This window comes from Bradyrhizobium sp. UFLA05-109, from assembly GCF_054185165.1.
On the sequence record NZ_JBBIAR010000002.1, the window covers coordinates 63,128 to 86,734 of the forward strand.

At 64.1% G+C, this 23,607-nt stretch carries 20 protein-coding genes; 18 read left to right on the forward strand and 2 right to left on the reverse strand.

Annotated elements, in window-relative coordinates:
- Positions 1 to 22: 22 nt before the first annotated feature.
- From cysS to Q3C01_RS01640, 4 genes are all read left to right on the forward strand, one after another.
- Positions 23 to 1,420 (forward strand): cysteine--tRNA ligase, encoded by a 1,398-nt coding sequence (gene cysS / locus Q3C01_RS01625; protein ID WP_458143305.1) that lies wholly within the window; start codon positions 23 to 25, stop codon positions 1,418 to 1,420.
- Entirely contained in the window at positions 1,420 to 1,911 is a 492-nt protein-coding gene (locus tag Q3C01_RS01630) for a GNAT family N-acetyltransferase (protein ID WP_458143306.1), read from the forward strand. Before cysS ends, Q3C01_RS01630 begins: the two co-directional genes overlap by 1 nt.
- Positions 1,908 to 3,506, forward strand: coding sequence for a citramalate synthase (cimA, locus tag Q3C01_RS01635; RefSeq protein WP_458143307.1), 1,599 nt, complete (start codon positions 1,908 to 1,910; stop codon positions 3,504 to 3,506). The genes Q3C01_RS01630 and cimA overlap by 4 nt, the downstream gene beginning before the upstream one ends.
- Before the next feature lie 109 nt (positions 3,507 to 3,615).
- A complete protein-coding gene (locus tag Q3C01_RS01640) occupies positions 3,616 to 3,993 on the forward strand; it encodes a VOC family protein (protein ID WP_458143308.1) in 378 nt (125 codons plus the stop codon).
- 3 nt (positions 3,994 to 3,996) lie between these two features.
- Here the strand turns inward: Q3C01_RS01640 and Q3C01_RS01645 are convergent, their stop codons facing one another.
- Entirely contained in the window at positions 3,997 to 4,602 is a 606-nt protein-coding gene (locus Q3C01_RS01645) for an LOG family protein (RefSeq protein WP_458143310.1), read from the reverse strand.
- Positions 4,603 to 4,804: 202 nt separating this feature from the next.
- On the opposite strand from Q3C01_RS01645, the gene Q3C01_RS01650 reads away from it, so the two are divergent.
- The 12 genes from Q3C01_RS01650 to Q3C01_RS01705 all read left to right on the forward strand — a co-directional run bounded on the left by Q3C01_RS01650 (position 4,805) and on the right by Q3C01_RS01705 (position 18,962).
- The gene (locus tag Q3C01_RS01650; RefSeq protein WP_458143311.1) at positions 4,805 to 6,763 is read left to right on the forward strand and encodes an ABCB family ABC transporter ATP-binding protein/permease; all 1,959 of its coding nucleotides are present in this window, start codon (positions 4,805 to 4,807) and stop codon (positions 6,761 to 6,763) included.
- A gap of 78 nt (positions 6,764 to 6,841) precedes the next feature.
- Positions 6,842 to 7,546 (forward strand): phosphatidylserine decarboxylase, encoded by a 705-nt coding sequence (locus tag Q3C01_RS01655; protein WP_458143567.1) that lies wholly within the window; start codon positions 6,842 to 6,844, stop codon positions 7,544 to 7,546.
- An 84-nt stretch (positions 7,547 to 7,630) separates the two neighbouring features.
- On the forward strand, positions 7,631 to 8,512 hold the full coding sequence (locus tag Q3C01_RS01660) for a CDP-alcohol phosphatidyltransferase family protein (protein WP_458143312.1): 882 nt from the start codon (positions 7,631 to 7,633) through the stop codon (positions 8,510 to 8,512).
- A 118-nt stretch (positions 8,513 to 8,630) separates the two neighbouring features.
- The gene (locus Q3C01_RS01665; RefSeq protein ID WP_458143313.1) at positions 8,631 to 9,350 is read left to right on the forward strand and encodes an RraA family protein; all 720 of its coding nucleotides are present in this window, start codon (positions 8,631 to 8,633) and stop codon (positions 9,348 to 9,350) included.
- Positions 9,351 to 9,363: 13 nt separating this feature from the next.
- Entirely contained in the window at positions 9,364 to 10,188 is an 825-nt protein-coding gene (locus tag Q3C01_RS01670) for an SDR family NAD(P)-dependent oxidoreductase (protein ID WP_458143314.1), read from the forward strand.
- 218 nt (positions 10,189 to 10,406) lie between these two features.
- Positions 10,407 to 11,180, forward strand: a complete 774-nt coding sequence (locus Q3C01_RS01675; RefSeq protein WP_458143315.1) for a motility protein A — start codon at positions 10,407 to 10,409, stop codon at positions 11,178 to 11,180.
- A gap of 21 nt (positions 11,181 to 11,201) precedes the next feature.
- Positions 11,202 to 12,032, forward strand: a complete 831-nt coding sequence (locus Q3C01_RS01680; RefSeq protein ID WP_458143316.1) for a flagellar motor protein MotB — start codon at positions 11,202 to 11,204, stop codon at positions 12,030 to 12,032.
- Between the two features lie 169 nt (positions 12,033 to 12,201).
- On the forward strand, positions 12,202 to 14,100 hold the full coding sequence (locus tag Q3C01_RS01685) for a potassium transporter Kup (RefSeq protein WP_458143317.1): 1,899 nt from the start codon (positions 12,202 to 12,204) through the stop codon (positions 14,098 to 14,100).
- A 142-nt stretch (positions 14,101 to 14,242) separates the two neighbouring features.
- The gene (locus Q3C01_RS01690) at positions 14,243 to 16,171 is read left to right on the forward strand and encodes a potassium transporter Kup (protein ID WP_458143319.1); all 1,929 of its coding nucleotides are present in this window, start codon (positions 14,243 to 14,245) and stop codon (positions 16,169 to 16,171) included.
- Positions 16,172 to 16,328: 157 nt separating this feature from the next.
- Positions 16,329 to 16,655 (forward strand): rhodanese-like domain-containing protein, encoded by a 327-nt coding sequence (locus Q3C01_RS01695; protein WP_458143321.1) that lies wholly within the window; start codon positions 16,329 to 16,331, stop codon positions 16,653 to 16,655.
- Between the two features lie 9 nt (positions 16,656 to 16,664).
- A complete protein-coding gene (locus Q3C01_RS01700) occupies positions 16,665 to 17,846 on the forward strand; it encodes an aminotransferase (protein ID WP_458143322.1) in 1,182 nt (393 codons plus the stop codon).
- Between the two features lie 6 nt (positions 17,847 to 17,852).
- Positions 17,853 to 18,962 (forward strand): polyamine ABC transporter substrate-binding protein, encoded by a 1,110-nt coding sequence (locus tag Q3C01_RS01705; RefSeq protein WP_458143323.1) that lies wholly within the window; start codon positions 17,853 to 17,855, stop codon positions 18,960 to 18,962.
- Positions 18,963 to 19,086: 124 nt separating this feature from the next.
- Here the strand turns inward: Q3C01_RS01705 and Q3C01_RS01710 are convergent, their stop codons facing one another.
- Positions 19,087 to 19,563 carry a hypothetical protein gene (locus Q3C01_RS01710; RefSeq protein WP_458143325.1) on the reverse strand — a complete coding sequence of 159 codons (477 nt, stop codon included), beginning with the start codon at positions 19,561 to 19,563 and terminating at the stop codon, positions 19,087 to 19,089.
- 178 nt (positions 19,564 to 19,741) lie between these two features.
- Between Q3C01_RS01710 and Q3C01_RS01715 the strand changes: the two genes are divergently transcribed.
- Positions 19,742 to 21,472 carry a winged helix-turn-helix domain-containing protein gene (locus tag Q3C01_RS01715; RefSeq protein ID WP_458143327.1) on the forward strand — a complete coding sequence of 577 codons (1,731 nt, stop codon included), beginning with the start codon at positions 19,742 to 19,744 and terminating at the stop codon, positions 21,470 to 21,472.
- 339 nt (positions 21,473 to 21,811) lie between these two features.
- Positions 21,812 to 23,584: a phosphatase PAP2 family protein gene (locus tag Q3C01_RS01720; protein WP_458143329.1), complete on the forward strand. Its 1,773-nt coding sequence runs from the start codon at positions 21,812 to 21,814 to the stop codon at positions 23,582 to 23,584.
- The last annotated feature ends 23 nt before the right edge of the window (positions 23,585 to 23,607 follow it).

The window sequence follows — 23,607 nt, forward strand, 5'->3', positions numbered from 1 at the left end:
CCAACAGCCGATGGGTATCCATATGGAATTGCGTCTTTACGATACGCTGACGAAGGAAAAGCGCACATTCGTGCCGCTGAACCCTCAAGACGTCCGCATGTATGTCTGCGGACCGACCGTCTATGACTTCGCGCATATCGGCAATGCGCGGCCAGTGATCGTGTTCGACGTGCTGTTTCGGCTGCTCCGCCACCTCTATGGCGAGGCGCACGTCAAATATGTCCGCAACATCACCGACGTCGACGACAAGATCAACGACCGCGCTGCGCGGGATTTTCCTGGCCTGCCACTCAACGAGGCGATCCGCAAGGTCACCGAGGAGACGGGCCGGCAGTTTCACGCCGACGTCGACGCGCTCGGGAGCTTGCGGCCGAGCGTCGAGCCGCGCGCGACCGAGCATATCGGCGAGATGCGCGAGATCATCGAGAAACTCGTCGCCGGCGGCTTTGCCTATGTCGCCGAGGACCACGTGCTGTTCTCGCCGCAGGCGATGAACGCGGCTAATTCCGAGCTGCCGCGCTATGGCGCGCTGTCCAATCGCTCGCTGGACGAGATGGTCGCCGGTGCCCGTGTCGATGTTGCGCCCTACAAGCGAGGCAACACGGACTTCGTGCTTTGGAAGCCGTCAAAGCCCGGCGAACCGTCATGGCCGTCGCCGGCCGGCATCAAGGCAGAGGGGCGTCCGGGCTGGCACATCGAGTGCTCGGCGATGGCCTGGAAGCATCTCGGCACGCATTTCGACATTCACGGCGGCGGCATCGATCTCGTGTTTCCGCATCACGAGAACGAGGTCGCGCAGACCTGCTGCGCGTTCCACCAGTCGCGCATGGCGAACTACTGGATGCACAACGGCTTCCTGCAGGTCGAGAGCGAGAAGATGTCGAAGAGCCTCGGCAACTTCATCACCATCCGTGACCTGCTTGCGGACTGGCCCGGTGAGGTGCTGCGCCTGAACATGCTTAAGACGCATTACCGCTCGCCGATGGACTGGACCTTGAAGTCGCTGGAGGAGAGCGGCAAGACGCTCGACGACTGGTATCGCGTTGCCGCGGACAGTCCGGCAGGGAAGCCGGCTGCGTCGGTGATCGAGCCGTTGCTGGACGACCTCAACACGCCGCAGACGATCGCGGCGCTGCATGGTCTGCGCAACAATTCCGATGCCGACGGCTTGGCGGCGTCGCTGCGGCTGCTCGGCTTCCTCTCCGAAAGCGCGGCGCAGTGGGAGGGACGGAAGCGGCAGGCAAGCGGCGTCGATGCGGGCGAGATCGATCGTTTGATCGCGGAGCGCACAGCAGCGCGGGCGCGCAAGGACTTCAAGGAATCCGACCGCATCCGCGACGAGCTCGCCGCCAAGGGCGTCGTGCTCAAGGACGGCAAGGACGCCGACGGCAAGCCGGTGACGACGTGGGAGCTCGCGTGATGGCCCGAGCACTTCCCAAGCCCGCGCTGCGGCCATTCCTGCCGGCCGACCTGCCGGTCCTTGCCGCGATCTTCGCATCAGCGATCGAGGAATTGACCGGCGACGACTACAGCGAAGCGCAGCAAGAAGCCTGGATGGGGGCAGCGGAGGACGACGAGTTCGGCCGCCGCCTCGCCTCCGACCTGACGCTGGTCGCAACGCTGGACGGCTCGCCCGTCGGCTTTGCCTCGCTGCGCGGCAATGATCACATCCGCATGCTCTATGTGCATCCGGCCGTGGGCGGGCAGGGCATCGCGACCCTGCTGGTCGATGCGCTGGAGAAGCTTGCCGGCGGCCGCGGTGCCACGAGCCTGACGGTCGATGCCAGCGACACCGCGCAGGGCTTCTTCGCCAAGCGCGGCTACACCGCCCAGCAGCGCAACAGCGTCACCATCAACGACGAATGGCTCGCCAACACCACCATGAAGAAGACGCTCGGAGCGCCACAATGAGCAAGGAGCGCCTGTATCTTTTCGATACCACGCTGCGCGATGGCGCGCAGACCAATGGCGTCGACTTCACGCTGGCCGACAAACAGGTCATTGCGCAGATGCTGGACGAGCTCGGCATCGACTATGTCGAGGGCGGCTATCCCGGCGCGAATCCGCAAGATACGGAATTCTTCGCCGGGAAGCCGAAGTTCGAGCACGCTTGCTTTACCGCGTTCGGTATGACGCGGCGGGCGGGGCGGTCGGTCTCCAACGATCCCGGTGTTGCCGCGCTGCTGGAGGCGAAGGCCGATGCGATCTGCTTCGTCGCAAAATCCTCCGCCTACCAGGTGCGCGTCGCGCTCGAGACCACGAAGGAGGAAAACCTCGCCTCGATCCGCGACAGCGTCAGCGCCGCGAGGAAGGCCGGCCGTGAGGTGATGCTCGATTGCGAACATTTCTTTGACGGTTACAAGGAAGACGCGGCCTTCGCGCTCGCCTGCGCCAAGGCAGCCTATGAGGCCGGCGCGCGCTGGGTCGTGCTCTGCGACACCAATGGCGGCACCATGCCGAACGAGGTCGAGAGCATCGTCACTGAAGTGATCAAGCACATCCCCGGCGATCACGTCGGCATCCACGCCCATAACGACACCGAGCAGGCGGTGGCGAACTCGCTCGCTGCCGTGCGCGCCGGGGCGCGGCAGATCCAGGGTACGCTCAATGGGCTCGGGGAACGCTGCGGCAACGCCAATCTCTGTTCGCTGATCCCGACGCTGAAGTTGAAGCAGGAATTTGCTGATATCTTCGAGATCGGCGTGACGGGTGAGAAACTTGCGAGCCTCGTCAAGGTCTCGCGCACGCTCGACGACATGCTCAACCGTGCGCCGAACCGGCACGCGCCTTATGTCGGCGAGAGCGCCTTCGTTACCAAGACCGGCATCCATGCCTCCGCCGTGCTGAAGGACCCGCAGACCTATGAGCACGTGGCGCCGGAAGCCGTCGGCAATCATCGCAAGGTGCTGGTGTCCGACCAGGCTGGGCGCTCCAACGTGATCGCCGAGCTCGACCGCGCCGGCATCGCCTACGAGAAAAGTGATCCCAAGCTGACGCGCCTCGTCGAGGAGCTGAAGGAGCGCGAGGCCCTGGGTTACGCCTATGAGTCTGCCAATGCGTCGTTCGAACTCCTGGCGCGCCGCACGCTCGGCAAGGTGCCGCACTATTTCGAGGTCGAGCAGTTCGACGTCAATGTCGAGCAGCGCTACAACGCGCTCGGCGAGCGCGTCACCGTCGCGCTGGCGGTGGTCAAGGTCGACGTCGCCGGCGAGCACCTGATCTCCGCGGCAGAAGGCAACGGCCCCGTCAACGCGCTCGACGTTGCCTTGCGCAAGGACCTCGGCAAATACCAGAAATACATCGAAGGCCTGAAGCTGATCGACTACCGCGTGCGTATCCTCAATGGCGGTACCGGCGCGGTGACGCGCGTGCTGATCGAGAGCGAGGATGAGAACGGCGATAGCTGGACCACGGTCGGCGTGTCGCCCAACATCATCGACGCCTCGTTCCAGGCGCTGATGGATTCGGTGATCTACAAGCTCGTGAAATCAGGCGCGCCGGCGTAGGGCTGGCGCTGTCATTCCGGGGCGATGCGTTAGCATCGAACCCGGAATCTCGAGATTCCGGGTTCGCGCGATGCGCGCCCCGGAATGACAGGGAGAGAGAAGCGCAAAAATGATCGATCACATCTCCGTCGGAGTCAGCGATCTCGATCGCTCCGCAAAATTCTACGAGGCCATGCTCGCAACGCTCGGGCTCGCGCGGCTCGTCACGCGGCCGGGGACGGTCGGTTTCGGCAAGGCCTATCCGGAGTTCTGGATCAACTATCGCGCCGGCATGCCCCGCGTCTCGCCTGGGAGCGGTGTCCACATCTGCCTGCGGGCGAAGACGACTGCGGAAATCGATGCGTTTCATGCCGCGGCGCTTGCGGCAGGCGGCGCCTCCGACGGTGCGCCGGGCCTCCGCCCGCACGACCGCGTGCGCTATTACGCGGCCTTCGTCACCGATCCCGACGGCAATCGCATCGAGGCGGTGACGTTTCCGAGCGAATAGAGGTTAGAGCTTCCGAGCAACCTCGGGCGCGAGGTTCTTCTCCGCCTCGGCGACTTGCGCCGCGGCCGTCTTCAGCATCGGCATGATATCCTCGACGTGGTCGGCCTTGAGGACGTCGACGTTGAAACTGGCGCGGATGAATTCCGTCTGGCGCATGTGCGACAACAGCGAGAACAGCGGCTCCCAGAAATTGTCGATATTGGCGAGCAGCACAGGCTTGGCATGACGGCCGAGCTGCTTCCAGGTGAGTTGCTCAACCAGCTCTTCGAGCGTACCGACGCCGCCCGGCATCGCCACGAAAGCGTCGGAGCGTTCGAACATCAGCCGCTTGCGCTCGTGCATGTCGGGCGTGACGACCATCTCCTGCACGCGGGTCAGCGCGTTCTCGCGCATCCGGAGGAAATCAGGGATGATGCCGGTGACGGTGCCGCCGTGATCGAGCACGGAGGTCGCGACTGCGCCCATCATGCCGACCGAGCCGCCGCCATAGACGAGCCGGACGTTGTTCTCGGCGAGCGCCTTGCCGAGCGCCTTGGCGCTTTCGATGAAACGGGGATTGGTTCCTGGGCCGGAGCCACAATAGACACAGACGGTTTTGATAGTGCTCATTGAACCCATGATGCATTGCAGCGAAAGGGCGTCAAGTCCAATCGGTGATTCGCAAGCCCCCGTGAGTCTACCGGTAAATCACGACAAACAATCGAGAATAGCCGTCTGGCGGGGTGCGCGGCCGGCCCGAAGCCTCTATATGACAGACGAAATCGGCTAATCGCAAACGGGCTCGCAACCGGCGGGCGTTCCAAGGCTGTCTATGGCTCACCCTCATTCGTCCCCCGCCGGCGGCGACGTCCTTGATGCCGCGCGTAACTCCGCGGAGCGGGCGACCCTCGCCGGAACGCTGGCACATCTGTGGCCCTATATCTGGCCGAGCGACCGCTTCGACCTGAAGATGCGCGTGGTCTGGTCGATGGTGCTGCTGCTCATCGCCAAGCTCATCACGCTGTCGGTGCCGTTCACCTTCAAATGGGCCACCGATGCGCTGACCGGCGCAAACACGGCGCCCGTGGAAGCCTCCAACTGGCATCTCTGGGTGATCGCTTCGCCACTGGTCCTCACCGCAAGCTACGGCGCGACGCGTATCCTGATGGCGGTGCTGACGCAGTGGCGCGACGGCATCTTTGCCCGCGTCGCCATGCACGCGGTGCGCAAGCTCGCGACCATCACCTTCGTCCACATGCACGAATTGTCGCTGCGCTTTCACCTCGAGCGCAAGACCGGCGGGCTGACGCGCGTCCTGGAGCGCGGCCGCGAGGGCATCGAGGTGATCGTGCGCATGGTGATCCTTCAGCTCATCCCGACCATCGTCGAGGTGTCGCTGCTGATGGGCGTGCTGTTCTGGCAGTTCGACTGGCGCTACGTAGTCGCGACCCTGATCACCGTCGTGATCTATATGTACTACACCTACATCGCGACCGAATGGCGGATCGGCATCCGCCGCAAGATGAACGATTCCGACACCGAGGCGAACACCAAGGCAATCGACTCGCTGCTCAACTACGAGACCGTGAAATATTTCGGCGCCGAGGCGCGCGAGGCGCAGCGCTACGACAGGTCAGTCGAGCGCTACGAGGAGGCGAGCGTCAAGACCTACACCTCGCTTGCGGTGCTCAACACAGGGCAAGCCGTGATCTTCACGCTCGGGCTCACCGCGACCATGCTGATGTGCGCGATCGGCGTACGAAGCGGGCGCAACACTGTCGGCGATTTCGTGCTGGTCAACGCCATGATGATCCAGCTCTACCAGCCCCTGAACTTCATGGGCATGGTCTATCGCGAGATCAAGCAGGCGATCATCGACATCGAGAAGATGTTCAACGTGCTGTCGCGCGAGGCCGAGATCAAGGACGCCCCGGACGCCAAGCCGCTGGTGGTGTCTGCAGGCTCGGTCCGCTTCGAGGACGTGCGCTTTGCCTATGAGACGGCGCGGCCGATCCTCAAAGGCATCAGCTTCGAGGTGCCGGCCGGCAAGACCGTCGCGATCGTCGGGCCATCAGGGGCTGGCAAGTCGACGATCTCGCGCCTCCTGTTCCGCCTCTACGACGTCTCCGGCGGCAAGATCCTGATCGACGGCCAGGACATCCGCGACGTCACCCAGGGCTCGCTGCGCGCCTCCATCGGCATGGTGCCGCAGGACACCGTGCTGTTCAACGACACCATCCGCTACAACATCCGCTACGGCCGCTGGGACGCGAGCGATGCGGACGTCGAGCAGGCGGCGCGGCTCGCGCAGATCGACAATTTCATCCGCATGGCGCCAAAGGGCTATGAGACCCAGGTCGGCGAGCGCGGCTTGAAGCTTTCCGGCGGCGAGAAGCAGCGCGTGGCGATCGCGCGCACCGTGCTGAAGGCGCCGCCGATCCTGGTGCTGGACGAGGCGACCTCGGCGCTCGACAGCCATACCGAGCACGAGATCAAGGGCGCGCTCGATCGTGTCTCGAAGAATCGCACCTCGCTGGTGATCGCGCACCGGCTTTCGACCATCGTCAGCGCCGACGAGATCATCGTGCTCGACCAGGGCCGCATCGCGGAGCGGGGGACGCATGCCAGCCTGCTGGCGTTCGGCGGGCTCTATGCCAGCATGTGGAACAGGCAGCGCGAGGCGCAGGCCGCGCGCGAAAAGCTCGCCAAGATCGCCGAGTCCAGCGAGGCGCCGAACCGCGAGCCGCCGCCGGTCGATGACGTCCTCACCACACCGGCGGCCGCCGAGTGACCTTGTCTATGGTCCCAACTCTGGCCTAAACCTCTCCCGCGCGCGAGGTGACCGCGCGCCATCAACCCCAGGCGGCAGATAGCGATGTCCATTCTCGATTCGATCCAACGGCAGATCCCGCCGATCCACAAGGAGGGCTATCCCTTCATCGGCATCTTCGCGGCGGTGAGCTTCTTCCTGTTCTGGCTCTGGTCGCCCCTGGGGTGGATCGGCACCATTCTCACGGTGTGGTGTGCGCTGTTCTTCCGCGACCCTGTCAGGGTGACGCCGGTGCGCGAGGGGCTCGTGGTCTCGCCGGCCGACGGGCGGGTCTCGATGATCACGATGGCGCTGCCGCCGGCCGAGCTCGGGCTCGGCGACCGGCCACTGCCGCGGGTCTCGATCTTCATGAGCGTGTTCAACTGCCACGTGAATCGCGCTCCGATCGCGGGGCGGATCGACCGCATCGCCTACCGGCCTGGCTTGTTCATCAATGCCGAGCTCGACAAGGCGAGCGAGGACAATGAGCGCAACTCGCTGGTGATCTCCTCGGCGCAGGGCCGGATTGGCGTCGTCCAGATCGCTGGCCTCATCGCCAAGCGCATCGTCTGCTTCGTCAAGGAGGGCCAGTCGATCGGCGCCGGCGAGCGGTTCGGCCTGATCCGCTTCGGCTCGCGGCTCGACGTCTATCTGCCGCTCGGCACCCGGGCGCTGGTCTCGGAAGGCCAGACCGCGATCGCCGGCGAGACGATTCTGGCCGATATCGTCGCAGAGGACACCGTCCGATCCTATCGCGCCAGTTAACTATTACATCGGCGAAAGGTCCCTCGAGCGCATTGGCGGGAGGCGGGGCGGCTTGCTATATCTCGGGGAAGCGAGGCCAAAGCCATGACGCCCTACGACTTCAAGAACCCTGACGTGCGCCGCCGGCGCTTCCGCCCGATTCCGGTGCGGATGCTGGTGCCCAACGTCATCACGCTGCTGGCGATCTGCGCCGGATTGACCTCGATCCGGCTCTCGATCGAAGGGCGGATGACGCTTGCCGTCTATGCGATCGTGTTCGCCGCGGCGCTCGACGGCATCGACGGCCGCATCGCGCGGCTGATCAAGGGCCAGTCGAAATTCGGCGCCGAGCTCGACAGCCTCGCCGACTTCGTCAATTTCGGCGTGGCGCCCGGTCTGATGCTGTATTTCTGGCAGCTCCATGAGCTGCGCAACGCGGGCTGGATCGCGGCCATGGTGTTCGCGATCTCAATGGGCTTGAGGCTGGCGCGCTTCAACGCCACCTTGGACGATCCCAACAAGCCGCCTTTCGCGTCAAACTATTTTACTGGCATACCGGCGCCCGCCGGTGCGATTACCGTGCTGCTGCCGATCTATGCGGCGTTCCTGGATCTCGGGCGCTGGCCCGCAGCAGTGACGGCAGGCTACACGCTGCTGATCGCCTTCCTGATGGTGTCGCGGCTGCCGGTGTTCTCCGGCAAGTCGGTGCGCATGCGCGTGCCGCCGGAGCTGGTGCTGCCGATGTTCGTCGGCGTGGTCTTCTTCATCGCGCTCCTGATCAGCTATCCCTGGTACATCCTGCTGGCTGGCTCGGTGCTTTATCTCCTGGCCCTGCCATTGGGCTGGAGGTCCTATCAGAAGCAGGCGCGCGCATTCGCCGCGGCCTCACCCGCGCCGGTTGGCGTCACGCCGCCCGGACCCGCGTCGACGCTGTCGCCGAACCTGCCGGAACCCCCGCACGACGACCGGCCCGAGCGGCTGCATTAAGCCGCGCGTACGGATATCAGCCATGAAGGTGCGCGCGTTGGGTTGACGCCCGATCTCGGCTATATCGCGTTGGGTCTGCGGCTTGCGAACAGCCGCGGCCAACAGGGGAGAGAACGCCGTGACGACATCCGCAACCGGGCCGCTGCCTGCATCCGTCCTCGAAGCGCTTGGCCGCTACGACACGCCCACGATCTGCAATGCCATGGAGCTCGTGGCGCCCGAGCGGCGGCTGATCGGCTTCACCACCAAGCCGCTGGTCTGCCCGTTCCCGGATCTGCCGCCGATCGTCGGTTATGCGCGCACGGTGACGATCCGCTCGGTGCTGAAATCATCGCTTCCTGCTGAGGAGCAGGCCAAGCGCCGCATCGAGTATTACGAGTATGTCGGCACGGGCCACGGGCCCCGCATCGCAGTGATCCAAGATATCGACGGTGCCGACGTCGGCTACGGCGCGTTCTGGGGCGAGGTACAGAGCAACGTGCACAAGGCGCTCGGCTGCCTCGGTGTCGTTACCGACGGCTCGATCCGCGATATCCCGCAATGGGCCCCGGGCTTTCAGGCGCTCGCCGGCTCGATCGGCCCGTCGCATGCCTGGGTGCATGCCGAAAGCTTTGGCGGCGAGGTGAGGGTCGCCGGCATGACCGTGAAGTCCGACGATCTGATCCACGCCGACCAGCACGGCGCGATCGTGATCCCGCTCGATGTCGCCGCAAAACTGCCGGAGGCCGCCGAGCTCTGCGGCCGCCGCGAAACGCCGATCCTGGAGATCGCGCGCAGCCCCGACTTCTCGCTGGAGAAGCTGAAGGCCGCGCTGAAGCGCTCGGCGGAGATTCACTAGCATGGAGTGAGCCATGGACATGCGCGGCAAGACGGTGCTGATCACGGGCTCGACCGACGGGGTCGGTCGCTATGTCGCAAGCCGTCTCGCCGCCGAGGGCGCGAAAGTCCTCATCCATGGGCGCGACGCCGCGCGTGCGAAAACGCTGATCGACGAGATCGTGAAGGCCGGCCACGCTGCGCCGACCTTCTACCGAGCCGACCTGTCGTCGATGGCGGGCACGCAGGAGCTCGCGGCGGCTGTGGCCGTTAATCATCGGCGTCTCGACGTCTTCATCAGCAATGCCGGCATCGGCTCGCAGACGGGCGGACCGCAACGGCAGGAGAGTGCAGACGGCTACGAGCTACGTTTCGCCGTGAACTATCTCTCCGGTTTCCTTCTCGCGCACCTCCTGCTGCCGCCGCTGGAGGCTGCAGCACCTTCGCGCATCGTGAACGTTGCTTCGCTCGGCCAGCATCCGATCGATTTCGACGATGTGATGATCACGAAAGGCTACAACGGCTCGCGGGCCTATGCGCAGAGCAAGCTCGCGCAGATCATGTTCACCATCGATTTCGCGGAGGAGCAGAGGGTCAGAGGCATCACCGTGAATTCCCTGCATCCGGCGACCTACATGAACACCACGATGGTGCGCGCCGGAGGCATCACGCCGATCTCAACGGTGGAGCAGGGCGGCGACGCGATCCTGCACCTTGTGAGCGGTGACGACGTCGCAGGCAAGAGTGGCCGGTTCTTCAACGGCATGAACGAGGCACGCGCCAATCCGCAGGCTTACGACGCGGAGGCACGCAAGCGCCTGCGCGCGCTCAGCCTGAAGCTGACGGGGCTGTCGGGATAGCTCGCCCCAATTATGGTTAGCGAAATCTTGAGATCGCTATCGCGGCGCGGCAATTCGCTCGCGCGATGAACCCTGCGATGTGGCCCGATCGAGGCAGGCCGCACTTAACCTTTACGCGTCTTTAATGGCAGCTCTTTAGGGTTCCTCCCACGCGGTTCGGGGTTGGGCTGCGCCGCCGGCCAGGACGGCCGGTGTGTGGCGTGCGGTTGGAGTCTCCCATGGATATCATGACGGGCGTTGGGCTCGTGGCCGGCCTCATCGTCATCTCGGTGATGATGATCATGGGTGGCGATCTCCACATGTTCATCTCCGAACATGCGATGATCATCATCTTCGGCGGTTCGATCTCCGCCACCATGATCCGCTTTCCGCTCAGCGCGCTGATGCACGGCCTTCCGCTCGGCGCCAAGTTCGCCTTCACCATGAGCCGGCTGTCGGCGCACGATCTCGTCGACGAGCTCGCCCGCATCGCCGAGATCGCCCGCAAGCAGGGCCCGGTGGGCCTGGAAAAGGTTGAGACCGACGAGCCGTTCCTCGCCAAGGGCATCCGCTACGTCGCCGACGGTTACGACCTCGACTTCATCCGCGACAATCTCGAGCGCGATCGCGACAACTTCCTCATGCATCTGGACGAGGGCAGCAAGATCTACCGCGCCATCGGCGACTGCGCCCCGGCCTTCGGCATGATCGGCACCCTGATCGGCATGGTGCAGATGTTCGCCAACATGACCGACCCCTCCAAGCTCGGCCCGTTCATGGCGACCGCGCTGCTCGCCACGCTCTACGGCGCGCTGGTCGCGAACCTGTTCTGTCTGCCGATCGCCGACAAGCTGCACGGCAAGCTGCTCGACGAGGAGACCAACCGCACGCTGATCATCGACGGCATCCTGATGATACGCGACTCCAAGAGCCCGACCCTGGTGCGCGAAATGCTGCTGGCTTACCTGCCGGAGAAGCATCGCCATGCCGAGGGCGAGCCGGTGCCGGCCTGATCGCCACGCCGGGTCTAGGACATGGCCAAGAAGAAGCGCGGCGATGCACATGGAGGCGGTCACGGCTGGTTCGTGACCTTCGCCGACCTGATGGGCCTGATGATGAGCTTCTTCGTGATGCTCGTCGCGTTCTCCACGCAGGACGCCAACAAGCTCAAGATCGTCGCAGGCTCCATGCGCGACGCCTTCGGCATCCAGAGCGAGGCGCGCTATGCCGGCATCATCGAATCCGACGGCCTGCCCACCCGTCCCAAGCTGAAAAACGTCGACCACATCGAGCCCGAGGAAGCCTCCAACACGCCGACTCCGGATCAGCAGGATCGCGACCGCACCTCGGGCGCGAAGATCAAGGTCGATCGCGACTTCGCGCTTGCCGCGGCCTCGCTCCGCCAGGCGCTCCAGGATCTGCCCGAGCTCACCGAGATGTCCAAGCACATCATGTTCGAGGAGACCAAGCAGGGCCTCAATCTCGAGATCGTCGACCAGGATGGCCGCTCGATGTTTGCCGACGGCTCCAAGGTGCCCTACGACCGCACCCGCCGCCTGATCGAGAAGCTGGCGGTCCCGCTCAAGGCGACGCCGCTGCGCGTCTCCATCGTCGGCCATACCGCCGCGGGCTTCGTGCCGAGCCGCAGCGACTACGGCGCATTCGACCTCTCGGCCGACCGTGCCAATGCGGTACGCCAGATCCTCGAGCGGGAGGGGCTGCCGCCCTCGCACATCTTCGCCGTCTCCGGCAAGGCGGACACCCAGCCGCTGTTTCCTGACGATCCGTCCCTGGCCGCCAATCGCCGAGTGACCATCACCCTGATGCGCGAAGATCCGCCGCTGCCGCCGAATCTGAAGCCGTAACTCCCTTGCGTTACCATCTTACCTGAGGCATGTCGTCGCGCGGCGACGAACGTGGCTGCGCCGTCACAGCATCCGCGCCGGTGCCTGCTATGTTGGAGCGATTGACAGGCGTGCAGGAAGCGTCAGAAGGCGCCGGATCAATTCCTGGGAAGAAGCGTTTTCCACCCTCATGACCGCGAGCATCACCACGACTGAAGGCCAGGAGGCGACGGCCCATGCGGGCTTTTGGGCCCTGACGCTCGGAAGCATCGGCGTGGTCTTCGGCGATATCGGCACCTCGCCGCTCTACGCATTCCACGAGGCGGTCAGGGGTGCGGCCCATGGCGAGCCGGTCACGCGGATCATCGTGCTCGGTGTGCTCTCGCTGATCCTGTGGGCGCTCCTGATCGTCGTTACCGCCAAATATGTCCTGCTGCTGCTGCGCGCCGACAACAACGGCGAGGGTGGCACGCTTTCGCTGATGGCGCTCGGCCAGCGTGCGCTGGGGCGTCGAAGCTGGTTCCTGCTGGCGCTCGGCGTCGTAGGCGCCTCCATGTTCATCGGCGATTCCATGATCACGCCGGCGATCTCGGTGTTGTCGGCCGTCGACGGTCTGAAGCTTGCGACGCCTGCCTTCGAGCACTACGTCGTGCCGCTCACCGTCTTCATCCTCGTGGTGCTGTTCGCAGTCCAGAGCAAGGGCACCGCGCTGGTCGCTTCCGCCTTCGGGCCGGTGATGGTGGTCTGGTTCACCTGCCTCGCGGTGATGGGCCTCGTTCACATCGCCGACGATCCGTCGGTGCTGGCGGCGATCAATCCCTATTACGCGCTGCAATTCCTGCTGACGCACGGCACGATCGGGCTTGTGACCCTCGGCGCGGTCTTTCTCGCGGTCACTGGCGGCGAGGCGCTCTACGCCGATCTCGGCCATTTCGGCCGCAAACCGATCCAATCAGCCTGGCTGTTCTTCGTGCTGCCCGCACTGCTGACCAACTATTTCGGACAGGGCGCACTGGTGCTGTCCGATCCCAGCGCGATCGAACATTCCTTCTATCGCATGGTGCCCGAGCATCTGGTGCTGCCGCTGGTCGGACTTGCGACCGCGGCGACCGTGATCGCGAGCCAGGCCGTGATCACGGGCGCTTATTCGCTGGTCTATCAGGCGGTACAACTTGGCCTCTTGCCGCGCTTCGCGGTCCGCTACACCTCCGAGTCTCACGCCGGCCAGATCTATCTGCCGCGCGTGAACCGGTTGCTGCTGATCGGTGTGATGCTGCTGGTGCTGCTGTTCCGCACCCCCGGCGGGCTCGCCTCGGCCTATGGCATCGCGGTCTCCACCACCATGGTGGCCGACGGCATCATGGGCTTCGTCGTGATCTGGAAACTCTGGAACTGGCGCGCCGCAACTGCGGCGGCGGTGATCCTGCCCTTCGTTGTGGTCGACATGACCTTCTTTGGCGCCAATCTGCTCAAGCTGCTCGAAGGCGCCTGGGTGCCGCTGTTGTTCGGCGTCTGCATGGCCGCAACGATTTGGACGTGGCGGCGCGGCACGGGAATTCTGCTCCAGAAGACTCGCCGCATCGAGGTGCCCTTGGACGACCTGATCCGGAGCCTGGAGAAGCGGCCCCCGCACATCGTCAGGGGTACCGCAGTGTTCCTCACCAGCGATCCCGCCTTCGTGCCGACCGCGCTGCTGCACAATCTCAAGCACAACAAGGTGCTGCACGAGCACAACGTGATCCTGACCATCGAGACCGCGCACACGCCGCGGGTCGATCTCTCGGAGCGGTTCCGGATGGAGAAGATCAGCGACAAGTTCTCCAAGGTGCGGCTGCGTTTCGGCTTCATGGAACAGCCGAACGTGCCCAAGGCGCTGGCGATTGCGCGCAAGCAGGGCTGGCAGTTCGACATCATGTCGACGTCGTTCTTCGTGTCGCGCCGGTCGCTGAAGGCCTCGGCGCAATCGGGGATGCCACTGTGGCAGGACCACATGTTCATCGCGCTCAGCCGGTCCGCCAACGACGCCACCGATTACTTCCAGATTCCGACTGGACGGGTGGTTGAAGTCGGCACCCAAGTCACTATTTGACCCAAATTGGCGGGCCTATGCGATTTTTGCATGGCAAAGCCCCAAAATCGCGCTAGGCTATGCCGGTAGCGCAGGACTATAAGCCCGCGCGCTCTGCCGCCATTGTGCAGTGAAGCATTTTTAGAGGCCAGTAGTCTCTCCCATGACAAGTGAAGTCGCAGTTCCCGCCCCGGAAACGGTGGCGGCCAATGGGCATGCGGATGCCCACACCACCGCCGGTTTCGGCGCCTTGACGCTGGGCAGCATCGGCGTCGTCTATGGCGATATCGGCACCAGCCCCCTCTATGCGTTCCGCGAGGCGGTGACGGCGGCATCGGGAGCGGAGGGCGCGCCGACAATCGCAGCCGTGCTGGGGGTAGTCTCGCTGATCCTGTGGGCGCTCGTCATCGTGGTGACCCTGAAATACGTCGTGATCCTGCTCCGGGCCGACAATAATGGCGAGGGCGGCACGCTCGCCCTGATGGCGCTGGCCCAGCGCGCGGTCGGCACCGGCGGGGCGACCATCGTCATGCTCGGCATCATTTCCGGCGCCCTGTTCTACGGTGATGCCGTGATCACGCCGGCGGTCTCGGTGCTGTCAGCCATCGAAGGTATGAAGGACGTCACGCTGACGTTCGAGCCCTACATCGTTCCGCTGACCGTGGTGATCCTGGTCTGCCTGTTCGCCGTGCAATCGCGCGGTACGGCCCGCGTCGCGGCCTTCTTCGGTCCGGTGATGTGCATCTGGTTCGCGGTGATCGCGGTGGCGGCGATCGGTCCGATCATCCGGCAGCCGCAGGTGCTGTTCGCGCTGAATCCGCTCTACGCGGTGTCCTTCATGCTCCACCACGGCATCATCGGCTTCGTCACGCTGGGTGCGGTGTTCCTGGCGGTCACCGGTGCCGAGGCGCTCTATGCCGACCTCGGCCATTTCGGCAAGCGGCCGATCCAGACCGCCTGGCTGTTCATCGTACTGCCGTCGCTGGCGCTGAATTACCTGGGGCAGGGGGCTCTCGTCTTGGATGATCCCGGGGCGATCGTGAGCCCGTTCTTCCAGCTGTTTCCGCAAGGCTGGCTCCGCGGCAGCATGGTCGTGCTTGCCACTTTGGCGACCGTGATCGCCAGCCAGGCCGTCATCACCGGCGCTTATTCGCTGACGCGGCAGGCGATCCAGCTCGGGCTTCTGCCGCGATTTGAAATTCGCCATACCTCCGAGGCACATTCCGGCCAGATCTTCATCCCGCGCATCAATCAGCTCCTGCTGGTTGCCGTGATCCTCATGGTGCTTTTGTTCCGTTCTTCCAGCGCGCTGGCGTCAGCCTATGGCATCGCGGTCACCGGCACGATGGTGGTCACGGGGATGATGGGTTTTGTCGTGATCTGGAAGGCCTGGAGATGGTCGCCGCTTGCCGCCGCAGCACTGATCGCCCCGTTCCTGTGCCTCGACCTGACCTTCCTGGCGGCGAACCTGCTCAAGGTGTTCGAGGGTGGCTGGGTGCCGCTCGCGCTCGGCGCCCTCATGATCCTTCTGATGTACACGTGGCGGCGCGGCAGCCGGCTCTTGTTCGAGAAGTCGCGCAAGCTCGAGTTCCCGCTCGCCGACCTCGTGGCGATGCTGGAGAAGCGGCCGCCGCAGCGGGTGCCAGGCACCGCCGTTTTCCTCACGTCCGATCCGCTCAGCGCCCCGACAGCGCTCATGCATAGTCTGAAGCACTACAAAGTGTTGCATGAGAAGAATGTCATTCTCACCATCGAGACCGCGACGACGCCGCGCATCGATCCGTCCGAGCGCGTCAAGCTGGAGCAGGTCAGCCCGACCTTCTCGAAGGTGACGCTAAAGTTCGGCTTCATGGAATCGCCCAACGTGCCGAAGGCGCTGGCGATTGCCCGCAAGCTCGGCTGGCAGTTCGACATCATGTCGACCTCGTTCTTCCTGTCGCGCAGGGCGCTGAAGCCCGCCGCGCATTCCGGCATGCCGCGCTGGCAGGATCGCCTGTTCATCTCGCTGAGCCGCTCGGCGAACGATGCCACCGACTATTTCCAGATTCCGAGCGGGCGGGTGGTCGAGGTCGGTACGCAGGTAACGATCTAGACTGACGATCCCAAAGCGCTTCAATGCCCTGCGATTTAGCTTTAAGTTCCGGGATATCGCTCAAGCCTTTGTAGCGCTTGATTTTCGCGAGCCGAGAGGCGAGGTTGCCGCCGGCCGGGGCAGCCCGGCCTAACACGCGGCCGTTCTGGAGGATGAAGTGGCAAACCAGGTGCAGGATCTGACCCCGGACGAGGTCGCCAAGGGTGTGAGCGAGGGGCGCTATCTGCTCGTCGACGTGCGTGAGCCCAACGAAGTTGCCGTGGAGGCCTACCCCTATGGGGTCGTCGTGCCGCTCTCGACCTTCGATCCCAACGCAATCCCCGATCCGCAGGGCAAGGACGTCGTGTTCGCCTGCCGCTCCGGCAAGCGCTCGGTGACGGCGTCGCTCGCCGCGCAGACGGCGGGACTTGCCTACGACAAGCATCTTGCGGGCGGCATGCTCGGCTGGAAGGCTGCAGGACTCCCGACCAAGGTCGGTGGCTGATCTAAGCCGATGACGTCCAAGAGCTCCTCCTTGAACAAGGTCTTCGCCGACCTGCCCGTCACCATCTTCGAGGCGATGTCGCAGGCTGCGCGCGACAATAGCGCCATCAATCTCGGCCAGGGTTTTCCTGACGATCCCGGCCCTGAGGACATCCGCCGCGCCGCGGCCGACGCCTCCGTGAACGGCTACAACCAGTACCCGTCGATGATGGGCATCCCAGAGCTGCGCCAGGCGATCGCGACGCATTACGGGCACTGGCATGGTCTGAAGCTCGATCCGATGAGCGAGGTCATGGTGACCTCCGGCGGCACGGAGGCGCTGACCTCGGCGATCCTCGCGGTGGTGCAGCCCGGCGACGAGGTGGTCTGCTTCCAGCCGGTCTATGATTCCTACCTGCCGATCATCCGCCAGGCCGGCGGCATTCCGCGCCTCGTACGGCTCGAGCCGCCGCACTGGCGACTCAATGAGGACATGCTGAAAAGCGTGTTCAATTCAAAGACCAAGGCGGTCCTGTTCAACAACCCCTTGAATCCCTCCGCCGTCGTCTTTCCGCGCGAGGATCTCGAACTCCTGGCGCGCTACTGCCAGGAGTTCGACGTCATCGCGATCTGCGACGAGGTCTGGGAGCACGTCACCTTCGACGAGCACAAGCACATTCCGCTGATCACTATTCCCGGCATGCGCGAGCGCACCATCAAGGTCGGCTCGGCCGGCAAGATCTTCTCGCTCACCGGCTGGAAAGTCGGCTTCGTCTGCGCGGCGCCGCCGCTGCTGCGGGTCGCGGCCAAGGTGCACCAGTTCCTGACCTTTACCACCGCGCCCAATCTCCAGGCCGCAGTCGCCTATGGCCTCGGAAAGCCGGACGAGTATTTCGTCTCGATGCGCAAGGATCTGGCGCGGAGCCGGGACCGTCTGACGAAGGGGCTCGAAAGCCTCGGCTTCCCGGTGCTGAAGTCGCAAGGCACATACTTCCTCACCGTCGACCTGTCGCCGCTCGGCCTCAACGAGAGCGACACCGAGTTCTGCTGGCGGATCGTGAAAGACTACAAGGTTGCGGCGATCCCGGTCTCGGCGTTCTACGAGCAGGATCCCGTGACCTCGGTGGTGCGCTTCTGCTTCGCCAAGAAGGACGAGACGCTCGACACCGCACTGGAGCGGCTGTCGGACGCGGTGCGCGGGCGCAAGAGGTAGACGAAGATGACGAACGTCAGCCGCTCGAGGTTTTGCCTCAGTATTGCAATCGCCGCGCTGACGTTGCTTTCGCCTCCGGCCGGGGCCGAGGAGCGCGTCGTCAACTTCTACAACTGGTCCAACTACATGGCGCCGGATGTCCTTGAGGCCTTCACCAAGGAGACCGGCATCAAGGTGGTCTACGACACCTTCGACGCCAACGAGACGCTGGAGACGCGCCTGATGGCCGGCAAGTCCGGCTACGACGTCGTGGTGCCCACGGCCTACTTCCTGCAGCGCCAGATCAAGGCGAACATCTTCCAGAAGCTCGACAAGTCGAAGCTGCCGAACCTCGCCAACGCCTGGCCGATGGTGAACCAGCACCTTGCGACCTACGATCCCGGCAACGTCTTCGCAGCCAACTACATGTGGGGCACGACGGGCATAGGCTACAACGTCAAGAAGGTGAGGGAGATCCTCGGGCCGGACGCGAAGATCGATAGCTGGGACATCGTCTTCAAGCCGGAGAATCTCGCCAAGTTCAAAGACTGCGGCGTGCACATGCTCGATTCCGCCGACGACATCTTTCCGGCGGCGCTGAACTATCTCGGGCTCGATCCGAACTCGACCAAGCAGGCCGACCTCGAGAAGGCCGCCGATGTCGTGACAAAAGTTCGCCCGTCCGTGCGCAAGTTCCACTCTTCCGAATATCTGAGCGCGCTCGCGACCGGCGAGATCTGCTTCGTGGTCGGCTGGTCCGGCGACATCATGCAGGCGAGGGCGCGTGCCGCCGAAGCCAAGAGCGGCATCGAGATCGGCTATGCCATCCCGAAGGAGGGCGCGCAGATGTTCTTCGACAATCTCGCGATCCCCGCGGATGCCAAGAACGTCGCGGAAGCCTATGAACTGATCAACTATCTCTACCGCCCGGATGTCGCGGCAAAGAACTCCGACTTCCTGTCCTACGCCAACGGCAACCTCGCCAGCCAGAAGTTGATCGACCCAAAGATCCTGAACGACAGGAACATCTATCCGGACGAGGCGACGCTCGCAAAGCTGTTCGTCATCACGGCCCGCGACCCCGCGACCCAGCGCATCATCAACCGGCTCTGGACCAAGGTGAAGACGGGGCGCTGAGGGGCGGTGGTCCTTCCCAGGATCGACCCGGCAAGTCATTTCTGCAAAACAACCCCATGCACAGTAGAACCGCCACCTGCTGGTTTACCGGGGCGGCGGCGCCTAAGTTGCGATGAAGCTTGGCTTAATCGACGCGCGGGCGCAAAACCTGAAGAACGACAGCTGATTGGTGTTGGTGATGAGCGTTGCCGGCCGTGCCGCTGTCGAACTCGAGCACGCCGTTGTTTGTGATGGTTGCGCTGCCACCGTTGATGGTGATGCCTGCGCCAAGGAAGGTCAGCGAGGCGGTGACGTTAAAGGTGTAGTTCGAGGCGCCTGTATTGAAGGTCCAGTCGTAGGCCGACGAGGCGCCCGAAATCGACAGGCTGGTGGTGTTCGAGGTGCTGAAGGAGGCAAAGCCCGCCGGGACAAAGCCGCCGCTCCAGTTGGAGCCGGTGCCATGGTCGTTGCTGCCGGGAGAGGCGAGCCAGGTGCCATTCGACACGGCGCGCGAGGGCGCGGCCGGTAGCATCCAGGCCAAGACCAGCGCCGACGACGTCAGCAGTGCGGCCCGCATGCAGCGGGTCGCCACGAAACAGTCTTTCTTCAACTCGTCCCCCATTCCGCGATCGCGAGTCCGTCTCCGGCACGACTCTTCTCATTGGCTGGGGGTGGTGTCCTGATAAGCGGTCGGCAAGTTTCTGAAAGTTTCTGATATTTCCGTTTCAGACCCGCTTTTCGGGCATTTTCGACAGACTTCCGCTATATGAGCGGGCCGGAGAGACGCTTTGGGGGATAACGTGCTTCGTTTCGCCGGCTTCGAGCTGGACCGGCCGCGCGCGGAGCTGCGCGGGGCCGATGGTGTCGCGATCAAGCTCCGACCCAAGACCTTCGAGATGCTACGGGTTTTCGCCACCAGCGGCGGCCGGGTGCTCAGCAAGCAGGAGCTGATGGAGGCGGTCTGGCCGAACGTCCATGTCGGCGAGGACAATCTCTTCCAGTGCATCCGCGAGCTTCGCACCGCCCTCGGCGACGAGCGACGGCAGCTGATCAAGCTCGCCTCTGGCGGCGGCTATCTGCTGACGGCGGAGGTTGAAGCAGAGGCGGAGGTCACGGCGGACGCCGAGGAGCCTTCGCTCGCCCAGGCTGCGGAAGCCGGGCCTGCGACGCCGGCTGAAGGTGTTCCGCTGCAGGTGAGCTCGCAGCGCTCCATCTTCGGCTTCAGCCGGCGGGCCATGGTCGCCGCAGTGGCCGTGACAGGTGTGATCGCCATGGGGCTTGCTGTGGCCGCGCCGGTGCTGAAGCCGGACCTCCTGTTCCGGCGAACGCCGCCTCGCATCGCCGTGATGCCGATCGTTGATGCCAGCAACGACCAGGGCGGCGCAGCGATGGCGGAGGAGGTCACCGGTCGCCTCACGGACGGCTTTGCGAAGATCCAGAGTATCAGCGTGGTTGCGCCGCGATCGCCAGCGCTCGCGGGCGTCGAAAGCACAAGTGCGCTGGCCGCATCACCCGATTACGAAATCCGCGGTGAGTTAGCGCACGGTGATCAATCCTGGACGCTGCGGGCGCGCATGATCAAGATAGCCACCGGCGAGGTTCAGTCGGTCGCTACCGCTTCGGTCAACGCGGATGAGGCGGATGCGCAGCTTGCGCAGTCGCGGCTTGCCGCGGGCGTGGGTCACGTGCTTGCGCGCCGCCTCAACGACATGCTGGAGCCCAGCGCGTCTTCGAGCCGCCGACAGTCCGCGGGCGGCGACAAGGTCGCCGTCGAGCAGGCGCTCGCCTCGATCAACCAGACGACGCGCGAGCGTTTCGGCGTGGCACAGACCATGCTGCAGAAGGCGCTGACTGACGATCCTGACAATGTCGATCTCGCCGTCGCGCTCGCCTCGCTGCAGATGCGCGGCATCCAGATGGTCTGGTTCAGCCCGGAGGAGGCGGTCGCGGTCGAGGCGAAGGCCAATGCGACGCTCGAGCGGGCATTGCGGTCGAAGCCGAATTCCATTCCGGTGCTCGAGGCCACTTGCCGCTTCCTCAGCGCGACCAACCATTTCGTGGAAAGTCTCGTCACCTGCGCCAAGGCACTGAGCTTCGATCCGTGGAACGGGTCCGCGCTCTATCTGATTGGCCTCGGCCAGATCTATCTCGGCCGCTTCGACGATGCGCTCGCGACATTCCTCCAGTCCGATCGTTACGACACGCCGCCGGCCTCGCGCTGGACCTGGCTGCTCGGCGCGGGCCTGGCGAATCTCGCGATGGGGCGCGACGAGGAGGCACTGCCGTGGCTGCAGCGTTCGATCGCCATCACGCCAGCGACCGGGCGCTCGCACCTGCTGCTCGCCGCCGCCTACCAGAGATCGGGCCGGTTCGAGGAGGCGAGGGCGGCGATCGCGGAGGGACTGAGGCTGCGGCCCGGCACGACCAGGCTCAGCGTCTGGCCGCCGATGAAGAACGCAAGTCCGGTTTGTATCGCAGCCTGGGATCGCATCGTTCAGGCCGAGGTCGACGCAGGGTTGCCGGAGCGGTGAGGGCGAAAACTCGCTGTCATGCCCCGGCTTGACCGGGGCATCCAGTACGCCGCGGCTTCTCCGTATTCGTTACCGTCTCTGAAATACTGGATCGCCCGCTTTCTCGGGCGATGACAGCGGAGTATGAGGAAAACGCGCTCCGAACCTGATCCAGCTCTCGATGCGCCACGCAATCGCACGACGCTCTCGTTATCATGCCGCATCACGCTCTCGTTATCAGAATGTAACGATCGAGAAATACTCCAAGCGCGGGGACGGCATCAGACAGTAGGGCTTGCCCCCACCCGTATGCGTGCGCACCGGGTGCATTCAGCAAGCGTAGGGTCTGGGGCCTTTCACATGACATACTCGCCGTCCTCAAAATTCTGGAGATATGCGGCGCTCGGCGCTGCTCTGCTGCCGGTCGCCGCGCACGCCCAGGTCATTCCTACGACCCCGCCGGTGAATTTCACCAACAGCTCCAGCGCGTCGGTCGGATCTACGATCGTCAATCTGCTGGATGCATACGCTCGTCTCATGCTCGTCGATCCCAAGCTGAGGAATGGTGCGGGGGTCATGGAGCACAACTATCAGACTGTCATCAGGATGACGCAAGAACGTACGCAGGCGCAGACGCTCGCAGCGATCCACGACGATCGTACCTCGCAGCCCTACAGCGTTCTCAACGGCCTCGGTCCGCTGACGTCATATTTCATGACGGGAATCGGGTCTTCCACGACGGCGACGCCGCCAACCAGCCTGACGCCGACCTCGTACGTGGTCACCACTTTGCAGGACTACGATACGGCCGCGCACGGCATCAACTATCTCAACAGCGCGACCATCGGCTTTTCGAACTTCGGTGACGGCACCGCAACGCCATTGGCCGATGCCGCGAACTTCCTCAACAACACCATCCGCAACAACGCCTCGACCGAGCCGCCGAAGCGCACGTTCGAGCGCTACATGGGCTCGACGGCTCCAGTCGTAAATCCCGCTTCAATCACCGCCGGCACGATCAGCCCGTTGGATGCGCGCTACGGCAACTACAATGCGGTGAGCAACAAGGCCGGTCTCACCGCTACGGACACCGCGCAATTCGTCGTTCCCACCTATCTCAGCAGTTTTTCAGTCCCGACCGCCTACTACAACACCGTCAACTGGGTACGCGGTTATACCGTGACGGCAGCCCTGGTGGCCGCCAATGGAGGCCAGCCGATCACGGTCCCCGATGTCGGAAGCTTCGACGCGGCGGGCAATTTCACGCCCACTCAATTCAATGCGGGTGACTACGTCCCTGGCATCGGCACGGCGCCGCGTCCGTTCAGACTCTCGACCAAAGTCAAGGTTCCGACGCTGCTCTGGCAGATCGCAAACGGCACCAACCCCTACGGCGACGGCGCCTTCGTCAGTGGCCACACCAATCTGGCTTACAATCAGGCGCTCGGGCTGGCCTTCCTGGTACCGCAGGAATATGAAAGCCTCCTGGTCCGCGCTGCCGACCTCGGCAACAATCGCATCTTTGCCGGCATGCATTCGCCGCTGGATGTGATCGGCGGCCGTATGGAGGCGACCGCGATCGTCGCGACCAACATCTACGGCGCGCTCTATGGTCAGTATGGCAATCGGTTGGATTGGACCAACCCCGCCAATGCCTCCGCCTATGCGGTCTATCAGGCCTACACGAAAACCCAGAAATATCTGGCGCAGGCGTGCGGCGAGAGCACGCTGGAAGCCTGCCTCAAGCGAGCGGGTGGTGGTCGCGACGACGATCGTGACCATCGCGACGGTCGGGATCATGACCGCGATGACCGGCACGGACGTGATTTCAACCTCGATCCGGATGACATCAAGGGTTACACCTATCGCATGACCTACGGGCTCGCCTTGGCGGCGGCATCGATGAAATTGCCCGAGACCGTTCCGGTGCAGGCGCAGGTGTTGCTGTTGACCCGATTCCCCTATGCCACCGATCAACAGCGCACGGAAATCCTGCGGAACACGGCGCTACCATCTGGCTTCGCATTGCTCGACGGCAATACCTGGGATGGGTGGGGTCGGCTCAACCTGTATGCCGCCGTCAAGGGGCAAGACTCGTTCTTCCGCGCCGTCAGGGCAGCAACGGCGCAGTGACGCCCGAAGCTTGGCGCTCGGGA